Origin of the sequence: Actinoalloteichus spitiensis RMV-1378, assembly GCF_000239155.1 — a bacterium.
Taxonomy (GTDB): domain Bacteria; phylum Actinomycetota; class Actinomycetes; order Mycobacteriales; family Pseudonocardiaceae; genus Actinoalloteichus_B; species Actinoalloteichus_B spitiensis.
This window is the reverse complement of sequence record NZ_AGVX02000024.1, coordinates 1-12,208: the sequence shown is the minus strand read 5'-3', so window position 1 is coordinate 12,208 and position 12,208 is coordinate 1. Positions and strand designations below refer to the sequence as shown.

16 protein-coding genes are annotated in these 12,208 nt (G+C 72.5%); 8 read left to right on the top strand and 8 right to left on the bottom strand.

Annotated features, from left to right (window positions below; all coding sequences use genetic code 11):
- Nucleotides 1-20 precede the first annotated feature (20 nt).
- From ACTIDRAF_RS0201435 to ACTIDRAF_RS0201425, 3 genes are all read right to left on the bottom strand, one after another.
- Nucleotides 21-485 carry a PPOX class F420-dependent oxidoreductase gene (locus tag ACTIDRAF_RS0201435; protein ID WP_016696933.1) on the bottom strand — a complete coding sequence of 155 codons (465 nt, stop codon included), beginning with the start codon at nucleotides 483-485 and terminating at the stop codon, nucleotides 21-23.
- Between the two features lie 9 nt (nucleotides 486-494).
- Nucleotides 495-2,015 carry an SDR family oxidoreductase gene (locus ACTIDRAF_RS26650; protein WP_016696932.1) on the bottom strand — a complete coding sequence of 507 codons (1,521 nt, stop codon included), beginning with the start codon at nucleotides 2,013-2,015 and terminating at the stop codon, nucleotides 495-497.
- Between the two features lie 82 nt (nucleotides 2,016-2,097).
- A complete protein-coding gene (locus ACTIDRAF_RS0201425) occupies nucleotides 2,098-2,304 on the bottom strand; it encodes a heavy-metal-associated domain-containing protein (protein ID WP_026065664.1) in 207 nt (68 codons plus the stop codon).
- 473 nt (nucleotides 2,305-2,777) lie between these two features.
- Between ACTIDRAF_RS0201425 and ACTIDRAF_RS33525 the strand changes: the two genes are divergently transcribed.
- Entirely contained in the window at nucleotides 2,778-3,458 is a 681-nt protein-coding gene (locus ACTIDRAF_RS33525; protein ID WP_016696929.1) for a MerR family transcriptional regulator, read from the top strand.
- A gap of 143 nt (nucleotides 3,459-3,601) precedes the next feature.
- On the opposite strand, the gene ACTIDRAF_RS26645 is transcribed toward ACTIDRAF_RS33525, so the two are convergent.
- Nucleotides 3,602-4,318, bottom strand: coding sequence for a DedA family protein (locus ACTIDRAF_RS26645; RefSeq protein ID WP_157162782.1), 717 nt, complete (start codon nucleotides 4,316-4,318; stop codon nucleotides 3,602-3,604).
- Between the two features lie 379 nt (nucleotides 4,319-4,697).
- Between ACTIDRAF_RS26645 and ACTIDRAF_RS0201410 the strand changes: the two genes are divergently transcribed.
- On the top strand, nucleotides 4,698-4,994 hold the full coding sequence (locus tag ACTIDRAF_RS0201410; protein WP_016696927.1) for a hypothetical protein: 297 nt from the start codon (nucleotides 4,698-4,700) through the stop codon (nucleotides 4,992-4,994).
- Between the two features lie 101 nt (nucleotides 4,995-5,095).
- On the opposite strand, the gene rpmF is transcribed toward ACTIDRAF_RS0201410, so the two are convergent.
- Genes rpmF through mrf form a run of 3 tightly spaced genes read right to left on the bottom strand, consistent with a single transcriptional unit; the run spans nucleotide 5,096 to nucleotide 6,773 of the window.
- Nucleotides 5,096-5,251: a 50S ribosomal protein L32 gene (rpmF, locus tag ACTIDRAF_RS0201405; protein ID WP_026065663.1), complete on the bottom strand. Its 156-nt coding sequence runs from the start codon at nucleotides 5,249-5,251 to the stop codon at nucleotides 5,096-5,098.
- Nucleotides 5,251-5,532, bottom strand: a complete 282-nt coding sequence (locus ACTIDRAF_RS0201400) for a type B 50S ribosomal protein L31 (protein ID WP_016696925.1) — start codon at nucleotides 5,530-5,532, stop codon at nucleotides 5,251-5,253. The genes rpmF and ACTIDRAF_RS0201400 overlap by 1 nt, the downstream gene beginning before the upstream one ends.
- Nucleotides 5,529-6,773 carry a ribosome hibernation factor-recruiting GTPase MRF gene (mrf, locus tag ACTIDRAF_RS0201395; RefSeq protein WP_016696924.1) on the bottom strand — a complete coding sequence of 415 codons (1,245 nt, stop codon included), beginning with the start codon at nucleotides 6,771-6,773 and terminating at the stop codon, nucleotides 5,529-5,531. The genes ACTIDRAF_RS0201400 and mrf overlap by 4 nt, the downstream gene beginning before the upstream one ends.
- Nucleotides 6,774-6,957: 184 nt before the next feature.
- Here mrf and rpmB point away from each other — a divergent pair, with 184 nt between their 5' ends.
- From rpmB to ACTIDRAF_RS0201365, 6 genes are all read left to right on the top strand, one after another.
- Nucleotides 6,958-7,194 carry a 50S ribosomal protein L28 gene (rpmB, locus tag ACTIDRAF_RS0201390; protein WP_016696922.1) on the top strand — a complete coding sequence of 79 codons (237 nt, stop codon included), beginning with the start codon at nucleotides 6,958-6,960 and terminating at the stop codon, nucleotides 7,192-7,194.
- Nucleotides 7,194-7,358, top strand: coding sequence for a 50S ribosomal protein L33 (rpmG, locus tag ACTIDRAF_RS0201385; RefSeq protein ID WP_016696920.1), 165 nt, complete (start codon nucleotides 7,194-7,196; stop codon nucleotides 7,356-7,358). The genes rpmB and rpmG overlap by 1 nt, the downstream gene beginning before the upstream one ends.
- Nucleotides 7,358-7,663: a 30S ribosomal protein S14 gene (gene rpsN, locus ACTIDRAF_RS0201380; RefSeq protein WP_016696918.1), complete on the top strand. Its 306-nt coding sequence runs from the start codon at nucleotides 7,358-7,360 to the stop codon at nucleotides 7,661-7,663. The genes rpmG and rpsN overlap by 1 nt, the downstream gene beginning before the upstream one ends.
- A 2-nt stretch (nucleotides 7,664-7,665) precedes the next feature.
- Entirely contained in the window at nucleotides 7,666-7,914 is a 249-nt protein-coding gene (rpsR, locus tag ACTIDRAF_RS0201375; protein ID WP_026065662.1) for a 30S ribosomal protein S18, read from the top strand.
- A 599-nt stretch (nucleotides 7,915-8,513) separates the two neighbouring features.
- Complete coding sequence (locus tag ACTIDRAF_RS0201370) at nucleotides 8,514-8,939, top strand: roadblock/LC7 domain-containing protein (RefSeq protein WP_016696916.1); 426 nt, start codon at nucleotides 8,514-8,516, stop codon at nucleotides 8,937-8,939.
- Between the two features lie 178 nt (nucleotides 8,940-9,117).
- On the top strand, nucleotides 9,118-10,362 hold the full coding sequence (locus ACTIDRAF_RS0201365; protein ID WP_026065661.1) for a styrene monooxygenase/indole monooxygenase family protein: 1,245 nt from the start codon (nucleotides 9,118-9,120) through the stop codon (nucleotides 10,360-10,362).
- Between the two features lie 21 nt (nucleotides 10,363-10,383).
- Here the strand turns inward: ACTIDRAF_RS0201365 and ACTIDRAF_RS0201360 are convergent, their stop codons facing one another.
- Entirely contained in the window at nucleotides 10,384-11,598 is a 1,215-nt protein-coding gene (locus tag ACTIDRAF_RS0201360; RefSeq protein WP_016696914.1) for an isochorismate synthase, read from the bottom strand.
- Nucleotides 11,599-12,208 lie beyond the last annotated feature (610 nt).

Here is a 12,208-nt window from a genome sequence, read left to right as displayed (position 1 = left end):
CTGGCGTCCTCCGCCGGCGGTCAGTCGGCGAGGCGGGCGGGGAAGCCTCCGGTGGCGACCGGCCCCCACCGGGTCGGCGTGATCCTGACCAGCGACTTGCCCTGACGGCGCATCGCCTCCCGGTACTCGTCCCAGTCGGGGTGCTCGCCGGCGATGGCGCGGTAGTAGTCGACGAGGGGTTCGACCGCCTCGGGCAGGTCCACCACCTCGGCGGTACCGTCCACCTGGACCCACGGACCGTCGAAGTCCTCGGAGAGGAACAGCACGCTGACCTCCGGGGTGCGGCGGGCGTTGCGCGCCTTGGCCCGCTCCGGATAGGTGGACACCACGATCCGTCCTTCCCGGTCGACGCCGGCGGTGACCGGCGAGGCCTGGGGACCGCCGTCGGAACGGCGGGTGATGAGCACGGCGCGGTGGCGGTCGCGGAGGAAGTCCAGCAGGCCAGCGCGGTCGACGGTCTGGTTGGTCGCGATCCTGGGAGCCATCCGTCCAGGCTAGACGGTGGGCCGCGTCCCGCCCGGCGGCCAGGGGACCGACGGCCGCCCGTCACGGTGGGCCGCCCTGGCGTCACGTTCGGCCGCGCGGGCGATGTTGCGGGCCATGCCGCCGAAGACGATGCCGTGGAAGGGCCAGATCGCCCACCAGTAGAGCTGGCCGGCGAGCCCTCGGGGCAGGAACACGGCGCGCTGGCGGTACACGCTCCCCCCGTCCTGCGGCCGTACCGCCATCTCCAGCCAGGCGCGTCCCGGCATCTTCATCTCGGCGCGCAACCGGAGCAGTGCCCCCAGTTCGACCTCCTCCACCCGCCACCAGTCCAGGGCGTCCCCGACGTGGAGCCGCCGCGGGTCCCGGCGGCCGCGTCGCAGTCCGACACCGCCCAGGAGGCGGTCGAGCCAGCCGCGCACCGACCAGGCGAGGGGGAACGAGTACCAGCCGTTCTCCCCGCCGATGCTCTCGACGACCCGCCACACGTCGGCGGGAGGCACGGGCACCTGCCGTTCCCGCACGTCCTGGTACCGCGAGCCGCCGGACCAGCTGGGGTCGGTGGGCAACGGTTCCGACGGGGCGCCGGGAACGGAGGCGTTCGCCCACCGCGTCTCGACCTCCGCGTCCCTGATCCTGGCCATCGCCAGCCGGATGGCCCGTTCGTAGTCCTGGAGGCCGCCGGGCGGGTCCGGGACGTACTGGCTGATGTCGTCCTCGGTGCGCACGACCTCGTAGGCGAGCGAGTCGATCAGCGGGCCGGCGATGCTCCGGGGAACCGGGGTCACGAGGTTGATCCAGTAGGAGGACAACCTGGGGGTGAGGACGGGTACGGGGATGACGTGCCGGGGGGAGAGCCCGGCGACCTCCGCGTAGCGGACCATCATCCGCTGGTAGGTCAGGACATCCGGTCCCCCGAGGTCGAAGGCGCGGTTGACCTTCGGCGGGAGGTCGGCGGCGCCGACGAGGTAGTGCAGGACGTCGCGGATGGCGATGGGCTGGATGCGGTTGCGGACCCACTTCGGGGCGACCATCACCGGCAGGCGTTCGGTGAGGTAGCGGAGCATCTCGAAGCTGACCGAGCCGGACCCGAGGATGACGGCGGCCTGGAGCACCGCCGTCGGGACACCGGAGTGCAGGAAGATCTCCCCGACCTCGGTCCGTGACGCGAGGTGCTCGGAGGTGCGCGTGCTGGGAGGGCGGAGCCCGCCCAGGTACACGATCCGCCGCACCCCGGCCTCCCGGGCCGCCTCCGCGGTGAGCAGGGCGGCCCGCCGGTCGGTGGTGGCGAACTCCGGTCCGCTCAAGGAGTGGACGAGGTAGTAGAGCAGCTCCCGCCCGTCCATGGCCGCCCGGAGGGTCTCCTGGTCGAGCACGTCCCCTCGGGCGATCTCGACCCGGTGCGCCCACGGGACATCCCGCAGCTTCCTCGGGTCCCGAGCCAGGCAGCGGACCTGGTGGCCCCGTTCGAGCAGCCAGGGGACCAGCCGCCCTCCGATGTACCCGGTTGCTCCGGTGACCAGGATGCGCACCGGTCGATGGTCCTGCCGGGCCGGCGGAACCGCATGTCGGAGGCGGCCGTCGTCCCCCCGGGAACGCCCCTCGGGAGGCGGGTCAGTTCGCGAGGGTGTAGCCGGCCTCGGCCACCGCCGCGCGGACGAGGTCCGGCGAGAGCTCCGTGCTGCTGTCGACCACCAGCCGACCGGTGGCCAGGTCGACGGTGACGCCAGTGACGGCGTCGATCTCCCCCACCTCCTCCTCGACCGACCGCACGCAGTGCTGGCAGGTCATTCCTTCCACGGTGTAGGTCGCACTCGCCATCGTCGCCCTCCCACTGTCGTCTTCTCCCCCGGCCAGCACCGCTGCTCGCCCGGGGGCGCGGACCACGAGCATACCCCCCACGGGTATATCCGGCCGTGCGAGGCCCCGGTGCGCCTCGTCCGGTTCCGGACAGCGGTGGACCGCTCGGTCGCCGGGTGCCGCTCACGGCCGCACAGCCCGGACCCGGGCGACGAGAGGGGCGGGAACGGGCGGCCCCCACCGAGGTGATCAGGGCGGAAACCGGAGGTCGAGACGGGGTGGCGCGACACCCGAGCCTGGCTGGTTCACTTCGCACCACTCGCGACCAGGCGGCACCCGTTCGGGGGGAGAGAGTCGGACACTCACCACGTTTGGGCAGAAACGGGACGAAGCATACTTCGGATGGATGGCGTAGGCGGACACTTTCTGCGCCTAAACTGTCACTCCGGGTTAATCCGGCGGCAGCACTCGCCGTGTCGACCTCAGGAGGAACAGTGCGGATCGCGGAACTCAGCCGCCGCACCGGCGTACCGGTGCCCACGATCAAGTACTACCTGCGTGAACGCATACTCCCGCCGGGCAGGGAGACGACCGGGGTCGCCCCCCGGTACGGGCCGGCCCACGTCCGGCGCCTCAACCTCGTCCGGGCGCTGGTGGACGTCGGGGGCCTCCCGATGGCCACCGTGCGCGATCTGGTCGCCGACCTCGACTCCCGCCGGACCGCCCCGCCTCCGCTGCGGGACGTGTCCGCGAGGACCACCGCCCTGGACCAGCGGGAACACCGGGAGACCGGGTTGTGGCGGGAGGCCAGCGCCGAGGCCGACGCCCTGTTCCACCGCCGGGGGTGGCGGATCAGGGAGAACCACCCGGCCCGGCAGCAGCTCATCGGACTGGTCGTCCACCTGCGGCAGCTCGGCCAGGCGAACCTCCTGGGCCTGCTCGACGAGTACGCCGCCTCCGCCGAACACCTCGCGACGGCGGAGATGCGCGCGATGCCGGCCGAGAGCGACGCCAGCAGCGCGTTGGAGGACGCGGTGCTGAACATGGTGCTGGGGGACGTGATCAGCTCGACCCTGCGTCGACTGGCGCAGGAACACGTGTCGGTCGGACGTTTCGGCGCCGGCGGCGTCGACCACCGCAGCGTTGACCGGGAGCCCGCCTCGGAGACCGGCTGACCGCGGACCGGAACCCGCCACCGACGGCGGACCGGCGGACCCGACGTGGGACCAGTCCGGCCTGGTGCTCGTCCGCCCCCGGCGACGACCGCACGCCGGACCGCCCCGTGCCCACGCGGACCGCTGGCGCCGTCCGCTCGCCGTCAGTCGGATCCCGGCACCAGCGCCGGGGGCGGGGCACCGTTCCGAGGAGCCGGCGGGCCCGGTTCCTCGGCCAGCTCCCCCGACTCCCCGGTGCCCCGCCCCCGACGCGCCCTCCGGCGCAGCAGGACGATCGTGGCGAGGACCAGCGCGCCCGCCACCAGCAGGGGGGCGCCCAGCAGTCCGACGGCCGCCCGCACCTGGTCGAAGGCCGCGCCGGCGAAGTGCCCGACCAGGACCAGCGACCAGGACCAGAGCGCGCAACCGACCAGGTTCGCGCCCGAGAACCGCCGCCACGGCACCCCCGTCGTCCCGGCCAGGCGCGGCGCGAGCGTGCGCGAGAGCGCCACGCAGTGCGCCCCGATGATCGCGGGGGCGCCGCCCTGGTCGAGGAGACGGGAGACGCGCTCCCGCAGCCCACCGCCCACGCCCGCCCGGGCCAACCCGCGACGCGCCAGGCCACCCGCGACCCCGAGTCCACGACGACGGCCCAACTGGTACCCCCACTGCGCGCCCAACGCGGTCGCGCCGAACGCGAGCGCGAGGGCCACCGGTAGGGGGAGGATCCCGAGGTCCGCGACCAGGCCGAGGGCCAGGACCGTGGACGCGCCGGGGAGGAACAGCCCGATCAGGACGCCGGACTCCAACACGAGCACGGCACCCGCGAGGAGCACCACGAACGGGGCGCGCAGGTCCAGCAACAGGTCGGCCGGACTCATCCAGGCCACCCGCCGGGTCGACGAGCGGACCGGCGCGGGTGCGGCATGTCGCGTCCTCCTCGGGTCCTGCGGTCGGTCCGTCCCCCGAGAGGCGGTCGCGAAGGGTGTCCGATCCGGACCGCCATCCTGCACCGCCCTGCCCCTCCCAGGCTACGCGGGGTGCGATGGACGGGGTGCCCAGCCACCACGGGTGACGGTGCCCCGCTCCCGGTCGCACCGACTCCGGGCACCCGCGCTGGCCCGGGGCGATCCGCTGGAGTGGTGCGAGGCCCTCACCTGGACGGGCGTTCCTCCCCGCGCACGCCGTCCTCTCCCCTGCGGGCGGGACCCGGGCTACCTAGCCTCGTCCCGACGGCGACAGGCGCCAGGAGGAGTTGGTATGACCACCGCACACCGCGAGCACGCCCAACACCCGCACCGGCACGGGGAGGGCTGCGGACACGTGGCCCTGCCGCACCAGGACCACGTCGACTACGTCCACGACGGCCACCTCCACCGGCCCCACGAGGACCACTACGACGAGTGCGAGCCGGCGACCCACCAGGCGCACGAGGACCACCCGCACCGGCACGGCGCGGACTGCGGCCATGTCGCCGTGCCCCACGACGGCCACGTCGACTACGTCCACGACGGCCACCGGCACGCCGAGCACGACGGCCACTACGACGACCACTGAGGCCGACGGCGGGCTCGCGACCGGACCCGGGCAGTGGTGACGGGTCCGGTCGCGCCGTCACGTCCACCGGTCAGGCGGGGTGACCCCACGGCCCGCGCCGGTCAGGCCTCGCGGTGGAAGTGGCGCAGCAGGCTACGGGGCACGAGCCGCCGTTCGCCCCGGACCACCACGGGCACCAGGTCGGGGGCTGCGGCCTTCCACTGGGCCCGCCGGCTCCGGGTGTTGCTCCGGGACATCCTGCGCTTGGGTACTGCCATCAACGGTCTCCTTCGTTCCGGCGCCGACCTCCCGGCGCCCGTTCTCCGTACCGGCGGCGGAACTTCTCCACCCGGCCCGCCGTGTCGACCAACCGCTGGGTTCCGGTCCAGAACGGGTGGGAGGACGAGCTGACGTCCACCACGACCAGCGGATAGGTGTTGCCGTCGCTCCACTCGACACGCCGCTCCGAGGTGATGGTGGACCTGGTCAGGAACGACTCTCCCGTCGAGGAGTCCTGGAACACCACGGGGTGGTAGTCGGGATGAATGTCCTTCTTCACTGTTCGTCCAGTCCTTTCGTCGTCTCGACGCCGGCGTCACGCTCCTGGGCGCCGTCCTCGCAGGGTTCGGTGTGCCAGCTGCCGAAGGGGTCGTCGAAGCGCCGCCAGCCGGCTGGCCCCAGCGCGAGCTCGTCCTCGGTCAGCAGCGCCTCCCGCAAGGCGGCGGTGATCTCGCCCGCCGAGGCTCGGTGGGTGAGCACGACCAGCTCCTGGTGGCGGTCGCCGTAACGGTGGTGCCACCGTGCGGCGGCGATCGCCGCCCGCTCCGCGTCGACGGAACCCCACGCCTCCCCGTCGGCCGCGGCCAACCACGGCCCGGCGTGGCCCACCCGGAGCCCACCCCCGGCGGACTCCAACCACAACGCCACATCGGGCTGGGTGGCGACCCAGACACGTCCACGTGAGCGGACTACCCCGTCCAGCAGCACGTCCAACGCGTCGTGCAGCCGCTCGGGGTGGAACGGGCGTCGCGCGGAGAAGAGCACGAGTTCGACACCGGCGTCGGGCTCGACAGGGGGCTGGCCCCGGAGCAGCGGGGCGTGCGCGTCGTCGACCTCGCCTCGTCGGGCCGTCGGGGGCAGCGCGGCCAGTTCGGCCCAGAGGTCGGCCTCGCGGGCGACGCGCCGGGAGCGTGGTGCCAGGCGGTCGAGCACCGCCCGGGTTCGGTACCCGGTCCAGGCGTCGGTGGCCTGCCCCGTGAGCAGCAGGAGATCCGCGAACTCGGCCTGCGCCGTGACGACCTGGGCGACGGTGCGTTCGTCGTCGGCGCTGCCGGCCCTGCCGTCCTCGACCAGCTCGCGGTCACCGGTGGCGTCGGAGAGCCAACTGCCCTCGTCGACGACGGTGGTCACCCCGAGCAGGTCGACGTGGTCGAGGACGGGACCGTCCTCCACGACGACGTGGCGCAGCGCCCAGCACACCGCCTCGGGTTCCAGGGTCGGGTCGAGGTGCAGCACGACGCGGCTGACGGTGTCGTCGAGCGCGAGCCGCCGCACGAGGGGCAGCAGGTCCTCGCGCAGGGTGCAGGAGACGCACCCGTGAGCGAGTTCCAGCACGCGGGTCTCGTCGCGGGGTCCGATTCGCAGGCGCCGTCGCACCACTCCCTCCGTGATGAGGGCGAGGTCGTGGTGGACCACGGCGGTGGTCCCGTCGACGAGTTCGGCGGCCAGCCGCTCCACCTCCTCTGCGGCGTAGCCGGCCAGGACCAGCAGGGTCGGACGGGGGGCGCCGGGCACGTCCACTCCTCCTCACGACAGGACGGGCCGGGTACCTCCCGGCCGCACCGCGAGGCTAGTTGAAAATGGTGTTCACCACCAATAAAGGCTCGCGCATACCCGGCGGCCGCGACCCCCACCCCCACCAGGGCGACCGGAGGACACCTAGGATAAGAAACGATTGTCATTTTCATCTATGGGGAGGTGTCGAATGTCAGCCGTCTGCCAGGTCACCGGGCGTCGTCCCGGCTTCGGCAAGCAGGTGTCGCACTCCCACCGGCGCACCAGCCGCCGATGGGACCCGAATCTGCAGGACCGGAGGTTCTGGCTGCCGAGTGAGCGGCGGTGGGTCCGGTTGCGGGTATCCACCAAGGGGCTGCGGACCATCGACCGTCGAGGTATCGAGGCGGTGGTCGCCGAACTGCGAGCACAGGGGGTGAAGGTCTGATGGCCAGGTCCGAACTGCGTCCGATCATCAAGCTCCGGTCCACCGCTGGCACGGGCTACACGTACGTGACCAGGAAGAACCGGCGCAACGATCCCGACAGGATGCGCATCAGGAAGTACGACCCGGTGGCGCGTCGCCACGTGGAGTTCCGGGAGGAGCGCTGATGGCCAAGAAGTCCAAGATCGCCCGCAACGAGCGGCGCCGGGAACTCGTCGCCCGGCACCGGGAACGTCGGGCGGAGCTGAAGGAGACCATCAGGTCTCCCCGCTCGACCGACCGCGAGCGGGAGGCGGCCCAGCTCGCCCTCCAACGGCTGCCCCGGGACTCCAGCGCCACCCGGCTGCGGAACCGGGACAGCGTGGACGGCCGCCCCCGCGGCTTCCATCGCGCCTTCGGCCTGTCGCGGCTTCGGCTACGTGAGATGGCCCACCGAGGCGAACTGCCCGGCGTGCGCAAGTCGAGCTGGTGACCATGGCGACCCGAGGCAACAAAGGACGACACCGCCCGGTGAGCCGGCGCACGAACCTGCTGATGGCGGCCGGCGTCACGCGGGTGGACTGGAAGGACGTCACCCTGCTCCGCAAGTTCCTGTCGGACCGGGGCAAGATCCGCTCCCGCCGGGTGACCGGCCTGACCGCACCACAACAGCGACAGGTCGCCGCGGCGATCAAGAACGCCAGGGAGATGGCCCTGCTGCCCTACCCCTCGTCGCACCGCTGAGCGCGGGTGCCGGGCCGGTGCCCTGCCGGCCCGGCACGGGGCCACCGGGTCGCGCACCTCCCCCGATGCGGCCCCCGGCCCCGTTCCGCCGCAGGACAACGAGACGGCGAACACCCGACGAGGACGGAAAAACCGGCCAGACAATCACCGAACGTGAGCATTACCACCCGAATGCGGGCTCTTCTCACCCATTTTCACTAAACGCCTGTTCGGAGCGTGACGCACTTACCCGAACTACTCGATCGTGTTAGGCTGCGCCGGCCCAGGGTACTCGTCACGCGTTGGGGAGATGGTCGAGTCGTTCCCGCACACTCGTCCGGACCACCGCACCCGGCCGACACCCCCTCCTCCCGAGGGCACGTCAATTCGGCCGACGGACCGGCCCGCCCCCGACAACCCGATAACGCCACTGGCGGAATCGGCTGTTCCGGGGATACCGCACGATGACGAAACGGGCGGCCTCCTCCTTTTCTCCCCCTCCAGGCGTTCCCCGGGTTCCCCGTCCACGTCGACGCCGTCCGCCGGCCCGTCGTCCCGACTCGCCACGCGGGCGGCGACGGCATCGGCCCGCGCACGGCGAGGAAGCAGGCCACGAGTAGATGAGTCGCCCCAGGAGCGCCGAGGCCCAGAAACTGGCCTGGCTGGTGAACAACTTCGTCTCCCTGACACCGAGCGTCGTCCACGCGGCGGTGGTGTCCGTGGACGGACTCCCCCTGACCTGTTCGGACGGTGTCCCGAACGAACACGCCGAACAGCTCGCCGCGCTCTCCAGCGGCCTGGTGAGCCTGGCCCAGGGCAGTTCCCGCCTGTTCGACCTCGGTTCCTACGACCAGACCGTCATCAGGAACGAGCACGGGTACGTGCTCATCATGACGGTCGCCGAGAATTCGTGCCTCACCGTTCTCACGACCGCCGACTGCGACATGAAGGTCGTCGCCTACCAGATGACCCTCCTCGTCGAGAACGCCGGACACGTTCTGACTCCCCAATTGCGGAAGGAACTCCGCGAGGCCGTGTCCTCGTGATTCCCGAGGCCACCTCCTCCCGGGCGGAACGGCTGGCGCGAGGAGAATGCCGCCGCCCCCGGGCGGGCCGTTCCTTCCACGACGAACGGGGAATGCGGGACGCCGAACGCGGCCCACTCCCCCGCCGGGGGCCGGTGCGAGGTGGCCGTCGCCCCGGTTGGCCAGGAGAAAGAGAACGATGCGCAGAATTCTGATCGTGGGCAGCGGGCAGTCCGGTTTGCAGCTGGGTCTGAGCCTGCTCCAGCACGACTACGAGGTCACGCTCATGTCCGCCCGCACCGCGGAGGAGATCCACGACGGGCGGGTCATGTCGACGCAGCTCATGTTCCACCCGTCCTTGGAGCACGAACGCGCGTACGGGCTGCACCTGTGGGAGGAGGAAACACCCGACGCGGCGGGCGTCGGGATGTCGGTGGGCGGGCCCGACGGTTCCCGTGCCGTCGACTGGTTCACCTCCCTGCCCGGACACGCCCACTCGGTCGACCAGCGGCTGAAGATGTCCCGCTGGCTGGAGGAGTTCGAGAACGCCGGCGGTAGGGTGGTCATCCACTCGGTGACCCTCTCCGACCTCGACGGATTCGTGGGGCTCTACGACCTCGTGATCGTCGCGGCGGGCAAGGGAGACCTGGTGCGCCTCTTCGACCGGGACCCGACCCGGTCGGTGTACTCGGCTCCGCAGCGCGTCCTCTCGGTGACCTACGTCCACGGCATGAGCCGGCGTCCCGAGCACCCGGACGTCGACGCGCTGCGCTTCAACATCGCGCCGGGCGCCGGTGAGATGCTCACCATGCCCTCGCTGACCACGAGCGGCCCCTGCGAGATCCTCCTGTACGAGGCGGTGCCGGGCGGGCCGCTCGACGCCTTCTCCGACGTGCGGGACCCGCGGGCGCACCTGGAGCGGGCGCTGACCCTCATGCGGGAGCACTTCCCGTGGGAGTACGAACGCTGCGGCGACGTCGAACTCACCGACGACCGGGGTGTGCTGACCGGCGCCGTGAGCCCGGAGGTGCGGCACCCGGTCGGCCGGCTCCCCAGTGGCGGCCTGGTGTTGGGCATGGCCGACGCGGTGGTGGTCAACGACCCGATCTCCGGCCAGGGGTCGAACAACGCCGCGCGGTGCGCCGCGGTCTACCTGCGCAAGATCCTCGACCACGGCGACCGGCCCTTCGACGCCGAGTTCATGCACGACACCTTCGAGTCCTACTGGGAGTACGCGCGCCACGCGACGACGCTGACGAACATGATGCTCCGTCAACCGCCGCCCGCGCACCTGATGGAGGTGTTCGGCGCCATCGCGGCCCACCCGCGCATCGCCGACCGCTTCGCGCGGGGCGTCAACGACGCCTCGACCTTCGACGACTGGCTCTTCCACGAGGACCTGGCGCGGGAGTACCTGGCGGAGGTCGCGGCTGGTCGGGCATGAGCACCACGGGGGCGGGACGCCTCACAGCTCCTGGTCCAACCCCATCGCGAGCAGCAGGGTGCGGAACTTCGCCGAGCTCTCCGCCAACTCGCCGTGCGGGTCCGATCCCGGGACGATCCCGCCACCGGCGAAGAGCCGGATCGACTCGCCAGCGACCTCGGCGCAGCGGATCGCCACCACCCACTCGCCGTCCCCGTTCGCGTCGCACCACCCCAGCGTGCCGGTGTAGAAACCCCGGTCGAAGGGCTCGATGTCCTCGATCGCCTTCCTCGCGGTCTCCGTGGGCGTGCCGCAGACCGCGGGGGTGGGGTGGAGGGCCGAGGCGAGTTCCAGCGCGGAGGGAGCGGGATCGTCGAGGACACCGGCCACCCGGGTGGAGAGATGCCACATGGTGGCCGTGGTCACGAGCGAGGGTTCGGAGGGCACCTCCAGCTCGCGGCAGTAGGGGCGGAGCCGCTCCGCCACCGCCTCGACCACGAGCGCGTGCTCGTGCCGGTCCTTCTCCGACGCCAGCAGGGCGGCCGCCCGGCTCCGGTCCTCGGCCGGGTCCGGGCTGCGGGCCGCCGACCCGGCCAGCGGGTTGGAGAGCACCCGGGTCCCGGACCGCCGGACCAGCAGTTCCGGGCTGGTGCCGAGCAGGGTGCGTGGCCGCTCGAGCTCGGGCGGGAGATCGACGGCGAAGGTGTAGCCCGTGGGGTCGCGGTGGGCCAGGTGCGCGAGCAGCCGGGCGACGGCCACCGGTTCCCCGGCGGTCAATCGCAGGGTCCTGGCCAGGACGACCTTCTCCAACTCACCGGCGTCGAAGGCCTCCAACGCCTTGCTGACACCCGCCAGGTACCGGTCGGCGGGCGGCTCCGGCCGGACGCTCCAGCCGTAGGAGGACACCGGAGGTACCGGGCGCCAGCCCGGGCGCGCCGGGCCGCTCCACCGGGCCTCAGTGGGAAGGACCAGGTGCGGGGGGCTGGTCGGGGAGAACGGGACGGCGCCCACCACGACCGCCGGCCCACCACCGGTGACCCGCTGCGAACCGCCCCACCGCCCGAGCGAGTCGGCGACCTCCTCGGCCAACACCGCCGGCGTGGCCGCGGTGCCCTCCACGGGGAGGACCTCGCCCGCCCGGCTGGCGAGCAGGCTGTGCCTCGGCGCGGTGAGGAAGAACGAGGAGCCGGCTCGGTACTCCCCGAGCAGGTCAAGTTCACTGCCCTGATCGGTTGTCACGTGGTCCGCCATCACCATTGCCGCCCCCGAGTCCGCCGGGTCCTTGCCCCACTCGTGTGCCCTGCGCTTCCCCGTTCCGGGGACGCGTCGTGTCCACTAGTCACGTTATTGCTCCCACTTCGCGAGCATGCACGCGGTCTCCGCCCGACGCAGCAACCCCACCACCGCGGTCGTGGGCCGGCCACCGCCGACCTCGGGCACCGACCCGGTGGCGATCACCTTCGCCTCGGACCTCCGCGACCCCCGGGGGCGTTCGCTCCGCGACGCGCGGACCAGGGACGATGCTGGGCGGGTGGCCAGCCCCGCACGAGCGGAACGGTCGGGGGACCCCCCTCCGGTCCCGCACCTGACGCCCCCGCCTCACACGCGTTCCGTGCGAGAACGTAGGCGACGCGGCGCGTCCCGTCACCCTCGGTGACCCTGACACGCTGCCCCCGCCCGGGGGCGACCACCTCCGACCACCACGCCCGCATCCGGGGGATGCGGGCGTCGTGCCAGGTCAGGGCCCTCCCGGCAGGTGTCCGCCGGAACCGGCGCCGCCGGTTGTGGCGCTCGGCACACCTCGCCCACCGGCGACCGCCACCCGCCCTCCGGCCAGCAGCCGGAGGCCACCGGTGGCCAGCCTCCC

What these genes read in the sequence shown, in the direction of transcription:
- rpmG (WP_016696920.1), top strand. Translation starts at nt 7,194, where the DNA reads ATGGCCAGGTCCGAACTGCGTCCGATCATCAAGCTCCGGTCCACCGCT.
- ACTIDRAF_RS0201435 (WP_016696933.1), bottom strand. Translation starts at nt 485, where the DNA reads ATGGCTCCCAGGATCGCGACCAACCAGACCGTCGACCGCGCTGGCCTG.
- ACTIDRAF_RS0201370 (WP_016696916.1), top strand. Translation starts at nt 8,514, where the DNA reads ATGAGTCGCCCCAGGAGCGCCGAGGCCCAGAAACTGGCCTGGCTGGTG.
- rpsR (WP_026065662.1), top strand. Translation starts at nt 7,666, where the DNA reads ATGGCGACCCGAGGCAACAAAGGACGACACCGCCCGGTGAGCCGGCGC.
- ACTIDRAF_RS0201365 (WP_026065661.1), top strand. Translation starts at nt 9,118, where the DNA reads ATGCGCAGAATTCTGATCGTGGGCAGCGGGCAGTCCGGTTTGCAGCTG.
- ACTIDRAF_RS0201410 (WP_016696927.1), top strand. Translation starts at nt 4,698, where the DNA reads ATGACCACCGCACACCGCGAGCACGCCCAACACCCGCACCGGCACGGG.
- rpsN (WP_016696918.1), top strand. Translation starts at nt 7,358, where the DNA reads ATGGCCAAGAAGTCCAAGATCGCCCGCAACGAGCGGCGCCGGGAACTC.
- ACTIDRAF_RS26645 (WP_157162782.1), bottom strand. Translation starts at nt 4,318, where the DNA reads ATGAGTCCGGCCGACCTGTTGCTGGACCTGCGCGCCCCGTTCGTGGTG.
- ACTIDRAF_RS0201360 (WP_016696914.1), bottom strand. Translation starts at nt 11,598, where the DNA reads ATGGTGATGGCGGACCACGTGACAACCGATCAGGGCAGTGAACTTGAC.
- ACTIDRAF_RS0201425 (WP_026065664.1), bottom strand. Translation starts at nt 2,304, where the DNA reads ATGGCGAGTGCGACCTACACCGTGGAAGGAATGACCTGCCAGCACTGC.
- rpmF (WP_026065663.1), bottom strand. Translation starts at nt 5,251, where the DNA reads ATGGCAGTACCCAAGCGCAGGATGTCCCGGAGCAACACCCGGAGCCGG.
- rpmB (WP_016696922.1), top strand. Translation starts at nt 6,958, where the DNA reads ATGTCAGCCGTCTGCCAGGTCACCGGGCGTCGTCCCGGCTTCGGCAAG.